This window comes from Ornithinibacter sp. (assembly GCF_035443565.1).
Taxonomy (GTDB): Bacteria; Actinomycetota; Actinomycetes; order Actinomycetales; family Dermatophilaceae; genus Fodinibacter.
In genome coordinates this window covers 1,743-21,621 of record NZ_DAORSO010000036.1, presented here as the reverse complement: position 1 = coordinate 21,621, position 19,879 = coordinate 1,743, and the positions used below count along the sequence as shown (strand labels likewise).

Here is a 19,879-nt window from a genome sequence, read left to right as displayed (position 1 = left end):
GCAGATCCGGAAGCTTCCGCTGACCCATCCGGTGGGCTTGCACCGAGCTCTCGAGCGCGTCAGCGGGAGGTGCGGCGGACCAAGGCTCTCCGAGCCTCGTGAGGGCTCGCTCGGGCTGACATGCACTCCGGGCCAGGTTCACCGAACACCGCGGAACCTGTCGGGCCTGTGCGGGCGTTGTCCCGACAACCCCGCCCCCGACGCCGAAAGACCATGGACCCCCACCATCCCGCCAGACGCCCCGTCCACCACTCGTTGGTCCAGCCGTGAACGGGCTGTGGCTGAACCTCGGCCTCGTCGGGGTGCTCGTCCTGGTCAACGCCGCCTTCTCGGGCAGCGAGATGGCCCTGGTCTCCCTGCGCGAGAGCCAGCTGGCCCAGCTCGAACGTGAAGGCACCGCACGGGGCAAACGCCTCGTCGCCCTCGCCCGCGACCCCAACCGCTTCCTGGCCACGATCCAGATCGGCATCACGCTCGCCGGGTTTCTGGCATCCGCAGCCGCGGCCGTGTCCCTGGCCGCGCCCCTCGTGCCTTACCTGTCCGTGCTCGGCGGTGCGGCCGAGGCCGTCGCCATCGCCATGGTCACGGCGATCCTCACCGTGGTCACGCTCGTGCTCGGTGAGCTGGCTCCCAAGCGCATCGCCATGCAGCGGGCCCTGCCGTGGGCCATGATCGCGGTCGGCCCCATCGACGTGTTGTCCCGGGTCACCAGCCCCTTGGTGAGGATGCTGAGCGCGGCGAGCAACCTCGTGGTCCGCCTCGCCGGGGTCAGTCCTGACGCCGGCGAGGCCGAGATGACGCGCGAGGAGCTCGCGCACCTGGTCTCCAGCCAGCAGACGCTCCACGAGGAGCAGCGCGAGATCCTCAGCGGCGCCTTGGACCTCGACACCCGCCTGCTGCGCGAGGTGATGGTTCCGCGACGGTCGGTCTTCACGCTCGGCGCGGACCTCACGATCAGCCAGGCGCTGGAGGAGCTGGCCGCGGCCGGTCACTCGAGGGCGCCGGTCACCCGCCGTGGCCACCTCGACGACGTCGTCGGGGTGGTGCACTGGTCGAACGTCCACCGTGGACGTGACGCGGCAGTCTCCACCGTCGTGACCCCAGCGCTGTACCTGCCCGACACCCTGCGCGTCATCGAGGCGCTGCGCCAGTTCAAGCAGCAGCGCCACCATCTCGCGATCGTCCTCGACGAATACGGGGCACCCGACGGCATCGTCACGCTGGAGGACCTGCTCGAGGAGGTCGTCGGCGAGATCTACGACGAGACCGACCGGGACCTGTCCACCGCCAGGCGCCTCGAGGACGGCGCCGTCGTCGTCCCCGGCGGCTTCCCCCTGCACGACCTGCCCGACGTCGGGATCGACCTGACCCCCGCACACCGGGACTACACGACGGTCAACGGACTGGTCATGGATGCCCTCGGCCAGGTCCCGCGCCGGGCCGGCGACACCGTCACGGTCGACGGCTGGCAGATCGAGGTGCTCGAGATCGCCGGTCTCGTCGCGAGCAGGGTGGCCTTCCGCCGCACCCAGAAGCCGGAGCCCTCGGACCCGGCCGAATGATCAGGGATGCCGTCCGCGCACCGACGCGGACGGCATCCGGTCACGTCGCGGCGATGGTGCCCGTGGCCAGCAGGCCGACGAGCACGGCGGCGAGGGCGAGCCGGTAGACGACGAAGATCGTGAACGTGTGGCTCGCGACGTACTTGAGCAGCCAGGCGATGACCACGTAGCCGATGCCGAAGGCGATCACCGTCGCGAGCAGGGTCGGACCCCACGCCGCGGTGGCGTCGTCACCGATGTCCTTGAGCTTGTAAAGCCCCGAGGCCATGACAGCGGGCACCGCGAGCAGGAAGGCGTACCGGGCAGCGACCTCGCGGCGGTAGCCCATGAAGAGCCCACCCGAGATCGTCGCGCCCGAGCGGGAGACCCCGGGGATCAGGGCCAGCGCCTGCCAGAACCCCAGGGAGATCGCGTGCTTCCACGTCAGCTGGTCGATGGTGCGCTCGTTCCTGGCGACGCGGTCGGCCACGGCCAGCACGATGGCCACCCCGGCGAGCATGGCCGCCGTGATCCACAGGTTGCGCAGGCCGCTGTCGATGGCGCCCTCGAAGAGCAGGCCGAGGACGGCGATCGGGAGCGAGCCGACGATGACCATCCAGCCCATCCGCACGTCGGGGTCGCTCTGTGGCAGCTTGCCGACCAGGGCCAGGCTCCACCGCGAGATGATCCGCCAGATGTCCTTGGCGAAGTAGACGATGACCGCCGACTCGGTGCCGATCTGGGTGACCGCCGTGAACGCCGCCCCCGGGTCACGTCCGTCGAAGAACAACTGCCCGACGATCAGGAGGTGGGCGCTCGAGGAGATGGGGAGGAATTCGGTCAGCCCCTGCACGATGCCCAGGACAATTGCTTCGAACCACGTCACACGCCCCATCGTGGCACAGCGGGCCTCGTGGGCTCGGATGCCGTCCGGCCGGCCTGGTGCCCGCCTCGCGGGCTCGGCCCGCGTGGCTCTGCCCACATGGCTCCCCGGGTAGGAGCCGCGCCTCCGCCCGACCTCCTTCGTCGGTCGCGCGGTGTCGCTCCCAAGATTCCTACCCGGGGTGCTGGCTTGCTTCGCTGCGCCAGCTCCCCGGGTAGGAATCGAACCTACGTCGCTTGTCCTGATTCAAAGTCAGGCGGGCCCTACCAGCAGACCAACCGGGGACCGGTGCGCACGGCGGCGCACGGCATACGGTGAGGGTAATGGACTGAGCCGGGCACAATGACAGGGTGACTGCCCCTGCCTCGGCCAAGCCCCCCAAGACCAGCCGTGCCCGGATGACCGGGCGCGAGCGTCGCGAGCAGCTCATCGGGGTGGGTCGCAAGCACTTCGCCGACAAGGGTTTCGAGGGGACGACGATCGAGGAGATCGCCGCCTCGGCCGGGGTGTCCAAGCCCGTCGTCTACGAGCACTTCGGGGGCAAGGAGGGCCTGTACGCCGTCGTCGTCGACCGGGAGATCGAGAGCCTGCTCAGCGCGGTGCAGGGAGCGCTGACCTCCGAGGGCACCTCGCGCGAGATCATCGAGCGGGCCGCCCTGGCCCTCCTCGGCTACGTCGAGACCTCGACCGACGGCTTCCGGATCCTCGTGCGGGACAGCCCCACCGGGCAGGCCACCGGCTCCTTCGCCAGCCTCATGAGCGACATCGCCAGCCAGGTCGAGCACATCCTCGCGGCCGAGTTCAAGTCCCACAAGCTCGACCCCAAGGCAGCCCCGATGTACGCGCAGATGCTCGTCGGCATGATCGCGCTGACCGGCCAGTGGTGGCTGGACTCCCGCAAGTTCAAGAAGCACGAGGTCGCCGCTCACGTCGTCAACCTCGCGTGGAACGGGCTGACCGGCCTAGAACCCAAGCCCACCCTGACCGCCAGCCCGTCCTGAGGGCCGGCCGGACGGCATCCGGTGCGCGTCAGCCCGTCTTCTGGCCGACCGCGAAGACCCGGCGGAACGGGTAGAGCACCCCGATCGGCGTGCGCGGGTACGCCTCCGCGAGCAGCGCGGTGTAGGGCTCGAGGAACGCAGCGCGCTCGTCGTCCTCGGTGAGGATGTCGAGCACCGGCCGCAGCCCGGTGGCCGTGACCCAGCTCAGCACGGGGTCGTCCTCGTCGCCCTCCGGGTCCAGGACGTGCAGGTAGGTGGTCTCCCAGGCGTGGACCGTGCAGCCCAGTCGGGTGAGGTAGCGCAGGTAGGTGGCCGGCTCCCCCACCGCTGGCAGGTCCAGGGCGGCACCCAGCTCACCGGCCCGCTCGTGCTGCTCCGCCGTCTCGCGCATGAGGCGGTGGCTCGGGGCGTCGAAGTTGCCGGGCACCTGCAGCCCCAGCCACCCGCCGGGGTCAAGCGCCTCGACCCAGGTGTCGAGCAGGTCGAGGTGTCCGGGAATCCACTGGAGGGTGGAGTTGGCGATGATGACGTCCGGGGCCACACCGAGGGAGGCCGGGTCCCACTCACGCAGGTCGGCCTGCACCCACTCGACCCGGCCGGCGTCGTCGAGGGCGCGGGCGGACTCGAGCATTGCCTCGGACGCGTCGACGCCGATGACGCGGGCCTGCGGCCAGAGCTCACCCAGCATGAGGGTGGCCGGGCCGTGGCCGCACCCGAGGTCGACGACGACCGCGGGGTCCTCGGTGCGCACCTGGGCGAGCAGGTCGGCGAAGGGCCTGCTGCGTTCGGCCGAGAACCGGCCATAGGCGGTGGGGTCCCAGCTCACGTGCTCGCTCATGCCGTGCTCCTCGGGTCGGGCGCCTCGTGTGGTGAACCTGGTGGATCCGTGGACGGCGCCGGTGTCTCGATGTCAAGAAACTTGACGGGCAGTAGAGTCGGCCTCATGGCCGCTGACGATGTCGACCGTATCGTCTCCGCGTGGCGCCGGGAGCGTCCCGGGCTCGACGTGGCGCCCCTCGAGGTCTTCAGCCGGGTGTCCCGCCTGGCCCGACGCCTCGATCGGGCCCGCGGCACGGCCTTCGCCGAGCACGGCCTCGACGGGTGGGAGTTCGACGTCCTGTCGGCGCTGCGCCGGGCCGGCACGCCCTACGAGCTCAGCCCCGGGCAGCTCGTCACCGAGACCCTCGTGACGAGCGGGACGATGACCAACCGCGTCGACCGGCTCGCCGCCCGTGGCTATGTCGAGCGCCACCCCGACCCCACGGACCGGCGCGGAGTCCTGGTCCGGCTCACCCCCACGGGCATGGACGTCGTGGATGCCGCCCTCGCCGACCTCCTCGCCCACGAGCACCAGCTCCTCGCAGAGCTCTCAGGCACCGAGCGCGATGACCTGGCCGCCCTGCTGCGTCGCCTGTTGCACCCCTTCGAGACCGACGCGGGCTGACCGGCATCCGGCATCTGGCGTCCTTCGTGATGCCGCCGAGGCCCGGGCGCATCTCACACCGATCCGAGTTGTGTAGGTAAGCCTTACCTCCATACCCTCGGTTCGTGCCTCCCACCGCCGCTGCTCCCCCGCGGGTTCAGGTGCACCCCGCGCAGTCGGGGCCGGGTACGGCCCTGAGCTGGCGGGCGGCACCTGACTCCGCGGACGCCGTGCACGTGCGGGGCAGGGACGGGCGGCTGAGGACGCTGACGCGCGGTGAGCTCGCCCAGCGGGTGGCGAGCGCGGCCGGCATCCTCGCCGGTGAGCGGCGACTCGTGCACGTCCACGGCGCCAACGACCTCGACACCCTCGTCGGCTACCTCGCGGCCCACGAAGCCGGTCACGTCGTGCTGCTCACCCCGCCCGGCTCCCCTGCGTTGGCCCTGGCCGCCGCCTGGGACCCCGACATCACCGTCAGCTCCACCGGCGGCGGCACTCCTGCGATCCAGCACCACCGCGAGAACGCAGCTCACCACCTGCACCCCGACCTCGCCCTGCTCATGAGCACGAGCGGCTCGAGCGGCTCGCCCCGCCTGGTGCGGCTCTCCCACGAGAACCTGCGCAGCAACGCCGAGGCGATCGCCTCGGCCCTCGGCATCCGCGCGAGCGACCGAGCGCTCACCAGCCTGCCGCTGCACTACTGCTACGGCCTGAGCATCGTGCACAGCCACCTGCTCGTCGGGGCGTCGATCGTGCTCACCGACCTCTCGGTGGCCGACGAGTGCTTCTGGACGCTCGCACGCGAAAGCGGCGTGACCGCCCTGGCCGGGGTCCCCCACACCTTCGAGCTGCTCGACCGCGTCGGTTTCGCCACGATGGACCTCCCGCACCTGCGCACCGTCACGCAGGCCGGCGGCCGGATGGACCCGCACCGTGTCGTCGAGCTGGCCACCCTCGGGCGCCAGCGGGGCTTCGACCTGTTCGTCATGTACGGCCAGACCGAGGCGACCGCGCGGATGGCCTACCTGCCCCCCGACCTCGCCGCCGAGCACCCCACCACGGTCGGCGTGGCCGTGGCCGGCGGGTCCCTCGAGGTCGTCGACGGCGAGGTCGTCTACTGCGGGCCCAACGTCATGCTCGGCTACGCCGACAGCGCCGCCGACCTCGCGCTGGGGCGAACCGTCGAGCGCCTGCACACCGGTGACCTCGGCCGCATCACGGATGCCGGTCTGCTCGAGATCACCGGCCGCCGGTCGCGCGTCGCCAAGGTTCTCGGGCACCGGGTCGACCTCGACCACGTCGAGCGCACCCTGCGCACCGAGGGGCACGACGTGCGGTGCCTCGCCGCGCCGGATGCCGTCACGCTCGCCTGCGCACCGGGCCCCACCTCGGGCGACCACAGGAGGCTGGCCGAGCGCGCGGCGCAGGCAGCCGGCATCCCGACGCGGTGCGTGCAGGTGCTGACCGCCGCCGACCTCGGCCTGGACGCGCTGCCCCACCTGAGCAGCGGCAAGGTCGACTACGCCACGCTGACCGACCTGGCGGCCGCGGCCACGACCGAGGCGCCGGCCACCACGTGGTCCCTGCGCGAGCGGTACGCCGCCGCGCTCGGGCTGGCATCGGTCTCACCGGAGGACTCCTTCGCCTCCCTCGGCGGTGACTCGCTGTCCTACGTCGAGGTGTCGCTGCACGTCGAGGACCACCTCGGACACCTGCCGACGAACTGGCACCTGCTGACGCTGCGCGACCTCGAGGCGCTGGAAGCCGAGCAGGCCACCAAAGCCGGCCGGGCGGCATCCGGCAACGGCCGACGGCCGGCACCCGACGGCACGCTGCACACCCTGCGCGCCCGCCTGCGCCGGGCGCTGTCCACCCGTTCCGTCGAGACGAGCGTCGTGCTGCGAGCCGTCGCCATCGTGCTCATCGTCGGCACCCACGCCCACGTCTTCAGGCTCCAGGGCACGGCCCACGCCCTGCTCGTGCTCGTCGGCTGGAACCTGGCCCGCTTCCGGCTCGGCGAGGCACCGCGCACCGAGCGCGTGCGCGGCCTGCTCACCGCGGTGCGCCGCATCGCCGCGCCGGCGCTCGTCGTCATCGTCGGCGCCCACCTGCTCATCGGGCAGTACGCGTGGTCGACCATGACCCTGCTCAACTGGGTGTTCGGGCAGGAGCGGCTCGGCCCCGACTGGCGGTTCTGGTTCATCGAGTCGGCGGTGTTCGTGCTTCTCCTCGTCACCGCCGTCGTCGCGACGCCGTGGGGCGACCGCCTCGAGCGTCGGCACCCGTTCGCGCTGCCGCTGGCGCTGTCGGGCGTCGGGATGCTGTGGTGGAAGGGCCTGCTCTTCCCGCCCGTGCCGCACATGCAGGGCTCCGCGCTCGTCGTCTCGTGGTTGTTCTGCCTGGGCTGGGCCGCTGCCAAGGCGCAGGGGCTGGGTCAGCGGGTGCTCGTCACGGCCGTCGCGATCCCCACCGTCGGCACCTTCTCGGGCAACCCCAAGCGTGACCTGCTCACCCTCACCGCGGCCCTGCTCGTCATCTGGGTGCCGACCCTGCGAGTGCCCCGTGGGCTCGTGCCGCTGGTGCAGGTGCTCGCCGCGAGCTCGCTGTTCATCTACGTGCTGCACTGGCACGTGCTCCAGGAGACCCGCTCGACCCCGTGGCTCGGCTACCTGGGTGGCCTCGTGGCCGGTGTCGCCTACTGGTGGGTGTGGACCCGCGGCCCCGGCCTGGCGCGCGCCGCCCGTGGCAGGTGGGCGCGGGGCACTCGGCCGGCCGCGCACCGCAACGCAGATCAGCCGATGATCTCGGCGGCCTCCAGCCACTGAAGCTCGAGGTCCTCGCGCTCGTCGACGATCTCGCGCAGCTCGCGGTTGAGCACGAGCACCCGGGCGTGGTCGGTGGCTGCCGTGAGCATCGCGGCGTGCAGCTTCGCCTCGCGGTCGGCGAGGCGGCTCAGCTGCTTCTCGACCCGGGCCATCGTCTTGCGGGCCTCACGGGCCTCGGCCGGCGACGCCGCCGGCACGGCCGGCGTCGTGGATGCCGTCTGCCCACCACCCGCTGTCCCTGCAGACCCCGGCCCGGCCGACGCCGAGACCGCAGCCGCCGTCGCGACGGCAGCGGCAGCCGACCGCCCGGCATCCCAGGTCGAGGCCGGACCACCGGCCGCGGCGGCGCGCAGGCGAAGGTACTCCTCGACGCCCCCGGGCAGCTCGCGCAGGCGGCCGTCGCCGAGCAGCGCAACCTGTCGGTCACACACGCGCTCGAGGAGGTAGCGGTCGTGGGAGACGACGATGAGGGTGCCCGCCCACCCGTCGAGGAGGTCTTCCAGGGAGGTCAGCGTCTCGATGTCCAGGTCGTTGGTCGGCTCGTCGAGCAGCAACACGTTCGGCTCGTCCATGAGGAGGCGGGTCAGCTGCAGGCGCCGCCGCTCACCACCGGAGAGGTCGCCGACGCGCGTCTGCTGGCGGGGCCCGGTGAACCCGAGCCGCTGCGCGAGCTGGGATGCCGTGAGCTCCTTGGCGCCGAAGCGCACCACCGCGCGCACGTCCTCGACGGCCTCGATGACCCGGCGGTCGGACCACTTCTCGAGCTCGCGAACCTCCTGCGAGAGCACCGCCAGGCGCACGGTGACACCGACCTTGCGCTTGCCCGCGGCGAGCGCGACGTCCCCCGCGATGGCGCGCAGCAAGGTCGACTTGCCGGCGCCGTTGACGCCGACGATGCCGGTGCGCTCGCCGGGTGCCAGGCGCCAGGTGACGTGGTCGAGCAGCACCCGGTCGCCGACGCTGATCCGGGCGTCGATGAGGTCGACGACGTCCTTGCCGAGACGGGTCGTGGCGAACCGCATGAGCTCGACGCCGTCACGGGCCGGGGGCTCGTCGGCGATGAGGGCGTTGGCCGCGTCGATCCGGAACTTGGGCTTGCTCGTGCGCGCCGGTGGTCCGCGCCGCAGCCAGGCGAGCTCCTTGCGAAGGAGGTTGTCACGGCGCTCGGCGATCACCCCGGCCATCCGCTCGCGTTCGGCCTTGGCCAGCACGTAGGCCGCGTAGCCGCCCTCGTAGGCGAAGACCTGGCCGGAGTCGACCTCCCAGGTCTGGGTGGCGATCGCGTCGAGGAACCAGCGGTCGTGGGTGATCGCGACGACGGCGTTGTCCGGCCGAGCGTGCTGGCGCACGAGGTGGTCGGCCAGCCAGGCCACCCCTTCGACGTCGAGGTGGTTGGTCGGTTCGTCGAGCAGCAGCAGGTCGGGCGCGGAGACGAGCAGGGCCGCCAGGGCCACCCGTCGGCGCTCGCCACCGGACAACGGCCCCACCGGGGCATCCATCCCGCCGACGACGGGTGCGTCGAGCCCACCGAGCAACCCGGTGAGGACGTCGCGAATGCGGGCGCTGGCGGCCCACTCGTGCTCGGGGAGGTCACCGATGACGGTCTCGTGCACGGTGGCTGCCGGGTCGAGTCCGTCGTCCTGGGTCAGCACCCCGACGGTCAGCCCGCCCACCCGGGCCACCCGCCCGGTGTCGACGCCCCGGGTGCCCGAAAGCACGCGCAGGAGGGTGGTCTTGCCACCGCCGTTGCGGCCGACGATGCCGATGCGGTCGCCGCCACCGACCCCGAGCGAGACGCCATCGAGGACCTGGGCGGTGCCGAGCGCGAGGGAGGCCCGCTCGACCGAGACGAGGTTGGCCACTAGTCGGTCCGCTGGTGGATCACGTGGGCGCCGTGGACCGGGCCGCTGGCGCGCCGCACGTCGCGCACGACGCCGCTGGCCGTGAGCGCGACGGCGAGGTCGATGCCGGCCTCGTTGTTCTCGACGAGGAAGGCCGTCGTCGGGCCGGAGCCGGAGACGATGCCGCCGAGGGCTCCGTACTCCATGCCCGCGGCGAGCACCTCGGCGAGATCGGGCCGCAGCGACAGCGACGCCGCCTGCAGGTCGTTGGACAGCTGCGGTGCGAGCTCGTGGGGGTCGCCGGTGCGCAGGGCGCTCATGAGGGCGGCAGTGGGCGCGGGGTCCGGCACCTCCTCGTCGGCACGCAGCCGATCGCACTCGGCGTAGACGGCCGGCGTGGACAGCCCGCCCTCGGCGAGCGCGAACACCCAGTGGTAGGTGCCCCGGGCGAGCACGGGTGCGAGGAGCTCACCGCGCCCGCTGCCCATCGCCGTGCCCCCGGCGATGAGGAAGGGCACGTCGCTGCCGAGCTCGCTGGCGAGGTCCTCCAGCTCTTCGCGGTCCAGGTCGAGGTCCCAGAGGTGGTCGAGCGCGACGAGGGTCGCTGCGGCATCCGCCGACCCGCCGGCCATCCCGCCCGCCACCGGGATGCCCTTGCGGATGGCGATGTGCACCGGGTCGATGTCGAAGTGGGCCTCCACGAGCCGTGCCGCGCGCATGGCGAGGTTGTCGCCGTCCTCGGGCACCCCCGCCGCGAGTGGCCCGGAGACGGTGACACCCCAGTCTTCGGCGGCAGCCACGGTGACGTCGTCGTAGAGGCTCACCGCCTGGAACACCGTGGACAGTGCGTGGTAGCCGTCGGGGCGGCGCGGGCCGACGAGCAGCTCGAGGTTGACCTTGGCCGGCACCCGGACCGTCACCGGGGCGGGGACGAGGGGAGCCGAGGTCATGTCCCCACCCTAAAGTGCTTCAGGGCCCCTGCACCGCCTGGACCCGAGCGGAGGCGACCGCGGCGAAGGTTGCGACGTCGAGCTGCTCCCCACGGGTGCGGGGGTCAACTCCCGCCGCCGTCAGGGCAGCCTCGGCGAGCGCGGGTGACCCCGCCCACGAGGCGAGGGCAGCGCGCAGGGTCTTGCGGCGCTGCGCGAAGGCCGCGTCGACGCAGGCGAAGACCTCCTGCCGGGTGGCGTCGGTGACCGGTGGTTCGCGGCGGGTCAGGGCGACGAGTCCGGAGTCGACGTTCGGCACCGGCCAGAAGACGCTGCGCGGTACCCGGCCGGCGAGCCGCACGTCGGCGTACCAGGCGGCCTTGACGCTCGGCACCCCGTACGTCTTGGAACCAGGGCCCGCCGCGAGCCGCTCGGCAACCTCGAGCTGGACCATGACGAGGATCGTGCGCACCGTGGGGAACAGCTCGAGGAAGCGCAGGACCACCGGCACGGACACGTTGTAGGGCAGGTTCGCGACGAGGGCCGTCGGCGCGGGCCCGGGCAGCTCGGTCACGGTGAGGGCGTCGGCCTGCACCACGTCGAGGCGGTCGACGAGGGTGGGCGCGTGCTGGGCGACCGTCTCGGGGAGCGCTGCGGCCAGCACCGGGTCGACCTCGATCGCGACGACCCGGTCGACCTCCGGCAGCAGGGCCAGGGTCAACGAGCCCAGGCCCGGACCCACCTCGATGACCGTGTCACCCGGCCCGACACCCGCGACCCGCACGATGCGCCGGACGGTGTTGCCGTCGACGACGAAGTTCTGCCCCCACTGCTTGGTCGGGCGGATGCCGTGGCGCGCGGCGAGGTCGCGGATCTCACCTGCCCCCAGCAGGCTCACCTCGTGGTCGTCGGACATGCGCTCACCCTAACCACGACGCACGGTGCCGGGCCGACGCGAGGCGTCGACCCGGCATCCGAGGTCGTGATGAGGTCGTTGATCAGGCTGCGTGCGCGCAGCCCCACGGGGAGAGGCCGGCCCGCGCGTAGTAGCGGTTGGCGATGGTGATCTGCTCGGCGCGCGATGCGAGGTCGGCGCGGGGGGCGAAGTCGTCGCCACCCATGGCCAGCCAGGACGCGGTGGCGAACTGCAGACCGCCGTAGTAGCCGTTGCCGGTGTTGATGTTCCAGCGGCCACCGGACTCGCACTGGGCGATCCGGTCCCACATGGCGGCGCGGGCGGTGTTGATGCCGGCACCCGAGGTGCTGCCACCGCCGCCGCTGCTCGTGGTGGTGGACGCAGGGCGGGCCTTGGTGCCGACCTTGACGACGGCCGCGACGGGCTTGGTGGTGACCGTGCTCTTGACGACCTTGGCGCTCGTCTTCTTGCCGTCGACGTAGGTGACCTGGCTGACGACGGTCTTGGCGCCCTTCTTGCCCTTGGTGACGACCTTGGTCTGGCCCTTGTAGAGGCTCGAGTCCTTCTGCTTGGTCGTCGTGAACGCGATGGCCTGCTTCGCGGTCTCGGTCTTGACGTCCACGCGCTTCAGGGTGATCTTCATGCCGTCCTCGACCGAGGTCGGCATGACCGGGGACACGACGTCCGCCGTGCGCTTGGCGACGTCGAGCTCGGCCAGGACGCCGAACACGGTCTGGCTCGTCGTGGTGACCTTGCGGGTCTTGCCGTCGGCGACGACCGTGACGTTCTTCGGCGTGGTGACCGCCAGGGTGAGGCCGTCCCGGCCCAGGCTCTGCGAACGCGATGCCGTCAGGGCCGCACCGTCGGCGCGGATGTTCAGCTCGGTCAGGGCGCCGTCAACCGTGGTGGCCGTGGTCCAGCGCTCGGTCGTCTCACCGTCAACGGTCACCGTGAGGAGGCGGCCGTAGCGCACCGAGATGCGGTCGCCGTCGCTGACCGGGGTGTCCAGGGAGGGCACCACGTCGTCGTGCGGGCCGACGGTGATGTCCTGCTTGGCAAGGACGTCGGCGACGGTGCTGCCGAAGACGTGCACCGAGGTGGGCTGACCGTCGACGGTGACCTCGACTGCCTTGTCCGCGTGGGCGATGCCGACGGCACCGCCAGCGATGACGAGGGCAGCGACACCTTGGGCGACATGACGAAGGGGGCGGGTGAAAAGCACGGTTCTCCAGTGTTCGTGATCTCCGGGCACCGATCTCGGACGCGGCCGCAGGCGGCCCTGACGACCCGTCGCCGGGGCGTCGCACGCAGACACCTTCCCTGCCGACACCGGCGGCGATCAGGGTGGTCGTACGTGCCGTCCGAGGCGTTTCGGCCCCGGCCATTCCCTCCAGCGTGACGGAGTCAGCGGGTGAAGGTCAAATTTTGGTAACGGTCATGCAGGGCTCGGCGCGCCTCACGCAGCACATCTGTCGCACGAGCCCCACCAGTAACGAGATCCGCGTCACGGTGCGGCGAACGGCGCTGACCACGGGCCGTAGAGACGCTCGGCGTTGTCGCTGAGGGCCTCGCACAGGGTGGGCACCGCGACGCCGAGGACCCCGGCCATCACCCGCACCGTGAGGGGCACCAGGGCCGGTGAGTTCGTCGCGCCGCGCCACGGGTGCGGCGTGAGGTAGGGCGCGTCGGTCTCCACGAGCAGGAGGTCGAGCGGTGTCACGGCCAGGGCGTCGCGCAGGGCCGTCGCGTTCTTGAAGGTGACGGTTCCGCTGAAGGACAGGTGGTAACCGCGCTCGACGCACTGCCGCGCCAGCTCCGGCCCGCCGGAGAAGCAGTGCATCACCGTGGCCGGCGGCGCCCCCTCCTCGTCGAGGATGCGCACCACGTCGTCGTGGCTGTCACGGTCGTGGACCTGCAACGCCTTGCCGAGACGCTTCGCGAGGTCGATGTGCCACCGGAAGGACTCCTGCTGCACCGGGACACCGTCGGGCCCGGTCCGGAAGTAGTCCAGGCCGCTCTCGCCGACGACCCGAACCCGCGGGTGGGCTGCGAGACGCTCGATCTCGGCATACGCCGCCGTCAACTCCCCCGTCGCAGCAAGCCCGGGAACCTCGTTGGGGTGCAGGGCAACTCCCGCGAGCACCCCGGCGTGGTGCTCGGCCGCGGCGACGGCGAACCGCGCCCCGGGCAGGTCGCACCCGATCTGCACCAGCCGGTCGACGCCGACGTCGGCCGCTGCCGCCAGCACGGGGCCAAGAGCCTCGACCGACACCTCGGTGCCGTCCCGGGTGATGTCCAGGTGGGTGTGGTTGTCGACGACCGGAACCGGCAGTGGATCCGGTGCCGTGGGGACCCGCTCAGGGGCGGCCTCCGCACGGGGCGTCACGACAGGCCCCACTCCTGGAGCACCTCGGCCTCATCGAGCTTGGTGAACACCGGCGCCGGCTTGACCACCGGAGCGCCGACCAGCACGGGCGTCGACTCCCACCGCGGGGTGCCGGAGTAGTCGCCCGTGATCACCGGGTAGCTGCGATCCGAGTCGCCGTCGTCGAGACCGACGACGTCGGTGAGCACCGGCATGGGGACGAACTCCCCCACCCCGCCGAGGGCGAGGTGCACCCGGTTCGCGGCATGCGGCAGGAACGGCGCGAGCATGGTGTTGAGGTCGGAGACGCTCTGGATCAGGGTGTGGAGCACCGTGGCCAGCCGCTCGCGCTCGTCCTCACCCTTGAGCTTGAAGGGCTCGGTGCGCGAGACGTACGCGTTGACCTCGCCGACGATCCGCATCGTCTCGGCAAGCGCGGCCTTGACCCGGTTGCGCTCCAGCAGGGCACCGACCGTGGCGAACGCACCGGTGACCGTGTCCCGCACCTCGATGTCGATGTCCTCGAGCGGCCCGGGCTGCGGAATCTCGCCGAAGTTCTTGGCGACCATCGCGGCCGTGCGCGAGACGAGGTTGCCCCAGCCGGCGACGAGCTCGGAGTTGTTGCGCTGGACGAAGTCCCGCCAGGTGAAGGCCGAGTCCTGGTTCTCCGGGCCGGCCGCGCAGATGTAGAACCGGATCGCATCGGGTCCGTACTTGTCCAGGACGTCCCGCACGTAGATCACGTCACCGCGGCTGGTGGAGAACTGCCGGTCACCGAAGGTGAGGAACTCGCTCGAGACCACCTCCGTGGGCAGGTTGAGCTTGCCGAAGACTCCCGGTTCGCCACCCCGGTCGCCGCGACCGGCATACCCGAGCAGCTCCGCCGGCCAGATCTGGGAGTGAAAGGTGATGTTGTCCTTGCCCATGAAGTAGTACGAGACCTGCTGGTCCCCGCCGGCACCGGCGTTCCACCACAGGCGCCACGCCTCGGGGTCGCCCGAGCGCCGGGCCCACTCGATCGACGCCGAGAGGTAGCCGATGACGGCGTCGAACCAGACGTAGAGCCGCTTCGTCGGCTGGTCGCGCCACCCGTCGAGTGGCACCGGGATGCCCCAGTCGATGTCGCGGGTCATCGCACGCGGCTTGATGTCGTCGAGGATGTTGAGGCTGAACTTGATGACGTTGGGGCGCCAGGTGCCCGAGGCCTCACGCCCGGCGAGCCACTCGCGCAGTGCATCGGCGAGCGCGGGGAGGTCGAGGAAGAAGTGCTGGGTCTCGATGAACTCCGGGGTCTCCCCATTGATCTTGCTGCGCGGGTTGATGAGGTCCTCGGGCTCGAGCTGGTTGCCGCAGTTGTCGCACTGGTCGCCGCGCGCCTCGCCATAGCCGCACAGCGGGCAGGTGCCCTCGATGTAGCGGTCGGGCAGGGTGCGGCCCGTGGTCGGCGAGATCGCCCCGCGTTGGGTGCGCTCGACCATGTACCCGTTCTCCCAGACCCTCGTGAACAGCTCCTGGGCGACGGCGTAGTGGTTGGCGGTCGTCGTGCGGGTGTACAGGTCGTAGGTGCAGCCGAGGTCGGCGAGCTCACCGGCGATGATGGCGTGGTTCCTCGCGACGAACTCCGTCGGGGTGACCCCTGCCTTGTCGGCCAGCACGAGGATCGGGGTGCCGTGCTCGTCGGAGCCGCTCACCATCAGCACGTCGTGCCCCGCCATCCGCATGTAGCGGCTGAAGACGTCAGAGGGGACCCCGAACCCGGCGATGTGACCGAGGTGTCGGGGGCCGTTCGCGTACGGCCAGGCAACAGCGGAGAGGACCTTCATGGGGACCGATCCTAGGTGCCCGGCGCTGCACTCCCCCACCGCCCATCCCGGGACTACGCTCGAGGGGTCCTGCGTTGCACTGACGGCGCGTCCGCGTGGAGCGGTCGCGGGTGCGAAGGAAGGAAGACCGTGCTCGCTGCCCTCACCGGAATGGGCCTGTCCGCCGCGGCAGGGCTCAACGCCTACATCCCGTTTCTCGTCGTGGCTTTGGTCTCGCGCTTCACGGACCTCATCACCCTGCCCGCGGGGTACGAGTGGATCGACAGCAACTGGGCCATCGGCATCGGCTCCGCCCTCCTGCTCGCCGAGATCGTCCTGGACAAGATCCCCGCCGTCGACACGGTCAACGACACGATCCAGACGTTCATCCGCCCCAGCATGGGTGGGTTGATCTTCGCCGCCTCCACCGCGGCATCCGAGGTCGACAACTCGGCGTGGATGCAGGACAACCCCTGGGTCTCGGTGGTGCTCGGGGTGATCATCTCGGGGCTGGTCCACACGGGCAAGATGGCCTCTCGCCCCGTGATCAACGCCGGCACCGCGGGAGTCGGCGCACCCGTCGCGTCGACGATCGAGGACGGCGCCTCCCTCGGCCTGACGGTCATCGCACTCATCGCCCCGGTGCTCGTCATCATCGCGCTGGGCCTGCTCGCCTGGCTCCTGATCTGGATGTGGCTGAAGGTTCGTCGCTGGCGGCGGACGCGGCGCGATCCCGCGTACCAGCCCGGCTAGCCCTCGACGACCATCGACGCCGGCGGCGTGGTGAAGGTCTGGGCCCGGCCCCAGTCGCTGAACACGAGGTCGGCCGGGGCGGTCGACGGCCCGACCGCGCGCACGAGGGTGGCGCTGCCGTCGGCCAGCACCCAGAGTCGGGCCCCGTCGGCCTCGCCGAGGATGTACACCGCCTTCCCGTCGACCTCGCTCTCCTCCACCGGGGAGGCGTCCGTCTCGAGAGCCGCGATCTCCGGCAGCCCGAAGGTCTCGGTGAGCATGGTGCGCAGGGTGAAGGAGCCGAGCTCGGTGGCGTCGGACTCGCTGATGGCGACGTACTTGCCGACCATCCCGGAGCCAGCGGCCGGATCACCGGTCTGCTCGACCCAGAACTCCTCGTCGCCCCCGAGCCAGTGGTCGGCTCCGACGGTGATGACCTCGGCCTGGCCACCCGAGGGTGTGGTGATGAAGACCGTCTGGTTCGAGCCGTTGGCGTTGCCCTCGACGTCAACGGTGACCGGGGCCCCATCGCGGGTCTGCGTGCCGACCACGTGCCCCGACGGGGCAGCCAGGGCAGCGGTGCGAGCCTGCCGGTAGACCTCACCGACCGTCGGCAGCGACGACGACGGGCTCGGGGTGGGAGTCGGGCTCGTCGAGGTGCTGGCCGTCGCGGACCCCGTGGGGGATGCCGTCTCGGTCCCCTCGGCGTCGCGGTTGCAGCCCCCGACGGCCAGGGCCACCAGCACGGTTGCGGTCGCTGCCATGGTCCGCAGGCCGGATCCGGTCTCCACTGTGCTCTCCTCACGTCGGAACCGCCATGGTAGGCGGCCACCTCCGGGTCGACGTGCCGCCCCACCGCGCGAGGGTCACGTGTCGTGCCTCCTGGCCGGTCGGTCTTGGTCCTGGGCTACACCTCCTGCAGCTCGACGTCGGCAGCGGGGTAGGACGGCCAGCAGTAGACGTAGCCGTCGTCCCGGATCGACATCCCGGCACGTGAGGAGTACGACGACGTGAGGCGCTTGGTGGTCCGGTCGTACCTCCAGTCAGGGTGCCCGCAGTTGTTCCACCAGTAGAAGGAGACGTACCCGGCCCGGGTTCCCGTGGTGCCGACGGACAGCCACCAGTCGTCGTCGGTCCCGTAGTAGTTCTGGCCGTCGACCATCCGCAGTCGCAACCTCGTGGCGTCGTCGCGGCCCACGAGCCGGCCCCAGTTATCGGCATCTCGCCCCAGGTAGCCCTGCTTCCCCTGGTAGGAGAGCTGGACGACGACATGACTCAGGTCCTGCGAGACGTGGCCCATCCGCGGCTGGAGCGAGCCGAGGACGATGTCGTGAACGCTCTCGAAGGCGGTGAAGGCACGGCCCTTCAGCGAGGCGTTCCACTCCCGCAGCGGGAGCAGGTCACCCGACGCGGCTCTCGCGACGGTCGGGAACCGGCTCTGGATCAGCTCGCGGGTGACCGTCGTCGTGCCCGTGTCCAGGACGTCCCGGATGGACTGTTGCGACAGGTGGGCGGTGTCGCTGGCGATCACCAGACCGGCACCGCCGTTCAGCATCGTGTTGTCACCGAAGACCTGGTACGCGGTGGGCTGGTCCCTCGAGGCGACGAGCAGCCCGCTCTTGTTGAGGTCGTCGTGCAGCGCGAGCGGCGCGGACTGGGCCACGGTGCTGGTGAGGAACATGAGGTAGTTCTGGTAGGCGGTGTCACGGGGGATGCCGTTGGCGGCATCCGCGCCGACGCCGGACATCGTGAGCCGAGCGTCGCGCGAACCCTGCTCCTGAGCGGTCTGCGGGTCGCGCACCACTCCGGGGTCCGACGGGTCGTAGAGACCCGGCCCCGAGATCAGCGGCTGTCGAGCCGTCGTCATGGTCTGCAGCTCGACCCAGTCCGGCACCTTCTCGAACCAGGTCGGCGCCGCCCACTCGACGAACCACTGCATGACCAGGGTCTTGTTGATCAGGTGGCCCGCAGCGAACGAGTCCTGGAGGAAGTGGTCGGCGTACCCGTGGAGGATCCAGGCGGCGCGAGCAGCCTCTGGATCGCCGGTTCGGTGGGCTTCCTGCGCCTTGTGCAGTGCCAGGTCGTATGACTGCGCCCACCGGTACCAGGAATGCGGTGCGAAGTGGCAGGCGTTGCGCGCGAGCAGGGCCGAGTAGGCGTCCGTGTGGCTCAGCGAGGAGTCCGGCGGCTGGCCCTGGGGCAGGTTCGCCGTGAGGTCGTTGAGCCACATCGACTCCCAGATGTCGTTCAGCGTCCCGTTGGCCAGGTGCATGGCGACCGCGCCGTCGAAGATGGGGAACGGGTCCTCGTTGCCCAGGAGCTGCCGGGCGTTGGCATACCCCTCCTGCCGCACCGCCTGCAGGATGGGTAGGAGGATGTCGCGGGGCAGGCTGTCCATCGCCGTGGGGTCGGAGAGGTAGTCCGGCAAGGTGTTCAGCTCGCCGTAGGTGACGAGCAGGCCGCTGGCGCGCAAGGTCAGGGTGCGCACCCCGGGGCAGCGCCCGGCGATCTCCTCCGGGGTGACGTGGTCCGGGTCGTGGTGCCAGATCTCGAGGAAGTCGCGAAGGGCCTGCAGTGCTGCCGGCCGGTCGGTGGAGCCGTACTCCAGGCGGCCCAGGTCAGCCGCCGAGGCGTCCCCCAGCAACCGGTGCTCCCACGAGGCATGACACTGGATGGTCACGGGTCCGGCTGCACGGTGCGGCGGGATCGCCTCGAGCCACCCCATCGCTGCCCGCCGCCCGGAGGTGATCCTGTCCGCGGCCAGGTCGGCCTGCCGCTCGAGTCGGCGGCGAGGGCCGGACGGCCCCACCCACCCGTGCGCCTGCTGGATGACGTGGGCGATCTCGTGGGCGAGCAACCACAGCCCGTGCTCGCTCGCCGGGTCGTAGGCTCCCTCCCGGAAGTAGAGCCGGGGTCCGACCGCGAACGCATCGGCGTGCATCGACCTGGCAACGGCATCTGCCCGAGTGCCGGTGTGGACCCGCACCGAGGCCAGGTCGATGTCGAAGGCGTCCTCGAGAAGACGTCGAACGCCGGCGTCCAGACGGAGTCCGCCGTGGTTTGCCTGTTTCCTGGTTGATTCCACGACGGAACTCCTCACGCCGGCATCGGCGATGTCTGGGACTGGGCGGTCAGTGGAACTGGACGGTCACCGGCGTGTAGCCGCTGTTCGCGTACAGATAGCCGTTGCCGGTCGAGTAGATCGACAACGGGGCATTGGTGTACAGCGACGTGAGCACGCCGCCGTTCAGCGTCCATCCGCGCGCGCCGACCCAGTTGTAGAAGCCGACGTAGTGGTACCCGTCGCTGACCGACAGGTAGCGGGAGTCGTCGCCGGCGTTGCAGTAGTACAGGACGCCGTCGGTGTGGACGTAGGCCTTCAGGGGCACTGCGGCGTCCTGACTGGTGACCACGGCCCACTGCCCGCTGTCCTCACCGAGCCATCCGATGGACCCGCCCTGGACGAACAGCTCCACCTTGTTCGACTGGCCGCCCGACAGGGCCGCGGAGGGGGATTGGGCGAGGTGCTCCGCGAACGAGCCCGCGGGGGCTTGTGGTTCTTGCTCGGACATGACTGTCTCCATCTGAGGCGGGATGCCAAAACCTGTTCACAGGCAATTC

General features: G+C 71.1%; 16 protein-coding genes and 1 tRNA gene. 5 read left to right on the top strand and 12 right to left on the bottom strand.

Annotated features, from left to right (window positions below; all coding sequences use genetic code 11):
• Positions 1–266 precede the first annotated feature (266 nt).
• A complete protein-coding gene (locus PLL68_RS06220; RefSeq protein ID WP_324532670.1) occupies positions 267–1,562 on the top strand; it encodes a hemolysin family protein in 1,296 nt (431 codons plus the stop codon).
• Between the two features lie 40 nt (positions 1,563–1,602).
• Here PLL68_RS06220 and PLL68_RS06215 read toward each other — a convergent pair whose 3' ends face one another.
• Positions 1,603–2,427: an undecaprenyl-diphosphate phosphatase gene (locus PLL68_RS06215; RefSeq protein ID WP_324532668.1), complete on the bottom strand. Its 825-nt coding sequence runs from the start codon at positions 2,425–2,427 to the stop codon at positions 1,603–1,605.
• 203 nt (positions 2,428–2,630) lie between these two features.
• Positions 2,631–2,709: transfer RNA gene (locus tag PLL68_RS06210), tRNA-Gln, on the bottom strand.
• A 113-nt stretch (positions 2,710–2,822) separates the two neighbouring features.
• Here PLL68_RS06210 and PLL68_RS06205 point away from each other — a divergent pair.
• Positions 2,823–3,425, top strand: a complete 603-nt coding sequence (locus PLL68_RS06205) for a TetR/AcrR family transcriptional regulator (RefSeq protein ID WP_211675800.1) — start codon at positions 2,823–2,825, stop codon at positions 3,423–3,425.
• 28 nt (positions 3,426–3,453) lie between these two features.
• Here the strand turns inward: PLL68_RS06205 and PLL68_RS06200 are convergent, their stop codons facing one another.
• Entirely contained in the window at positions 3,454–4,263 is an 810-nt protein-coding gene (locus PLL68_RS06200) for a methyltransferase domain-containing protein (protein ID WP_324532666.1), read from the bottom strand.
• A 105-nt stretch (positions 4,264–4,368) separates the two neighbouring features.
• On the opposite strand from PLL68_RS06200, the gene PLL68_RS06195 reads away from it, so the two are divergent.
• Positions 4,369–4,869 (top strand): MarR family winged helix-turn-helix transcriptional regulator, encoded by a 501-nt coding sequence (locus PLL68_RS06195; protein ID WP_324532664.1) that lies wholly within the window; start codon positions 4,369–4,371, stop codon positions 4,867–4,869.
• A 104-nt stretch (positions 4,870–4,973) separates the two neighbouring features.
• Positions 4,974–7,673 carry an AMP-binding protein gene (locus tag PLL68_RS06190; protein ID WP_324532662.1) on the top strand — a complete coding sequence of 900 codons (2,700 nt, stop codon included), beginning with the start codon at positions 4,974–4,976 and terminating at the stop codon, positions 7,671–7,673.
• Here PLL68_RS06190 and PLL68_RS06185 read toward each other — a convergent pair.
• From PLL68_RS06185 to metG, 6 genes are all read right to left on the bottom strand, one after another.
• Positions 7,640–9,535, bottom strand: coding sequence for an ABC-F family ATP-binding cassette domain-containing protein (locus PLL68_RS06185; protein WP_324532661.1), 1,896 nt, complete (start codon positions 9,533–9,535; stop codon positions 7,640–7,642). The genes PLL68_RS06190 and PLL68_RS06185 overlap by 34 nt on opposite strands.
• Positions 9,535–10,464, bottom strand: coding sequence for a 4-(cytidine 5'-diphospho)-2-C-methyl-D-erythritol kinase (locus tag PLL68_RS06180; RefSeq protein ID WP_324532659.1), 930 nt, complete (start codon positions 10,462–10,464; stop codon positions 9,535–9,537). Before PLL68_RS06180 ends, PLL68_RS06185 begins: the two co-directional genes overlap by 1 nt.
• A 19-nt stretch (positions 10,465–10,483) precedes the next feature.
• Positions 10,484–11,359, bottom strand: a complete 876-nt coding sequence (rsmA, locus tag PLL68_RS06175) for a 16S rRNA (adenine(1518)-N(6)/adenine(1519)-N(6))-dimethyltransferase RsmA (RefSeq protein ID WP_324532657.1) — start codon at positions 11,357–11,359, stop codon at positions 10,484–10,486.
• Positions 11,360–11,441: 82 nt separating this feature from the next.
• A complete protein-coding gene (locus PLL68_RS06170; protein ID WP_324532655.1) occupies positions 11,442–12,581 on the bottom strand; it encodes a resuscitation-promoting factor in 1,140 nt (379 codons plus the stop codon).
• Between the two features lie 282 nt (positions 12,582–12,863).
• Positions 12,864–13,745 carry a TatD family hydrolase gene (locus tag PLL68_RS06165; protein WP_324532653.1) on the bottom strand — a complete coding sequence of 294 codons (882 nt, stop codon included), beginning with the start codon at positions 13,743–13,745 and terminating at the stop codon, positions 12,864–12,866.
• Positions 13,742–15,547, bottom strand: coding sequence for a methionine--tRNA ligase (gene metG, locus PLL68_RS06160; protein WP_324532651.1), 1,806 nt, complete (start codon positions 15,545–15,547; stop codon positions 13,742–13,744). Before metG ends, PLL68_RS06165 begins: the two co-directional genes overlap by 4 nt.
• 129 nt (positions 15,548–15,676) lie before the next feature.
• Between metG and PLL68_RS06155 the strand changes: the two genes are divergently transcribed.
• Entirely contained in the window at positions 15,677–16,279 is a 603-nt protein-coding gene (locus PLL68_RS06155; protein WP_324532649.1) for a DUF4126 domain-containing protein, read from the top strand.
• Here PLL68_RS06155 and PLL68_RS06150 read toward each other — a convergent pair.
• From PLL68_RS06150 to PLL68_RS06140, 3 genes are all read right to left on the bottom strand, one after another.
• Positions 16,276–17,049 (bottom strand): hypothetical protein, encoded by a 774-nt coding sequence (locus tag PLL68_RS06150; protein WP_324532647.1) that lies wholly within the window; start codon positions 17,047–17,049, stop codon positions 16,276–16,278. The two genes, PLL68_RS06155 and PLL68_RS06150, sit on opposite strands and share 4 nt — an antisense overlap.
• A 116-nt stretch (positions 17,050–17,165) precedes the next feature.
• Positions 17,166–19,343 (bottom strand): eCIS core domain-containing protein, encoded by a 2,178-nt coding sequence (locus PLL68_RS06145; protein ID WP_324532645.1) that lies wholly within the window; start codon positions 19,341–19,343, stop codon positions 17,166–17,168.
• Positions 19,344–19,389: 46 nt separating this feature from the next.
• The gene (locus PLL68_RS06140; protein ID WP_324532643.1) at positions 19,390–19,830 is read right to left on the bottom strand and encodes a hypothetical protein; all 441 of its coding nucleotides are present in this window, start codon (positions 19,828–19,830) and stop codon (positions 19,390–19,392) included.
• Positions 19,831–19,879: the final 49 nt, after the last annotated feature.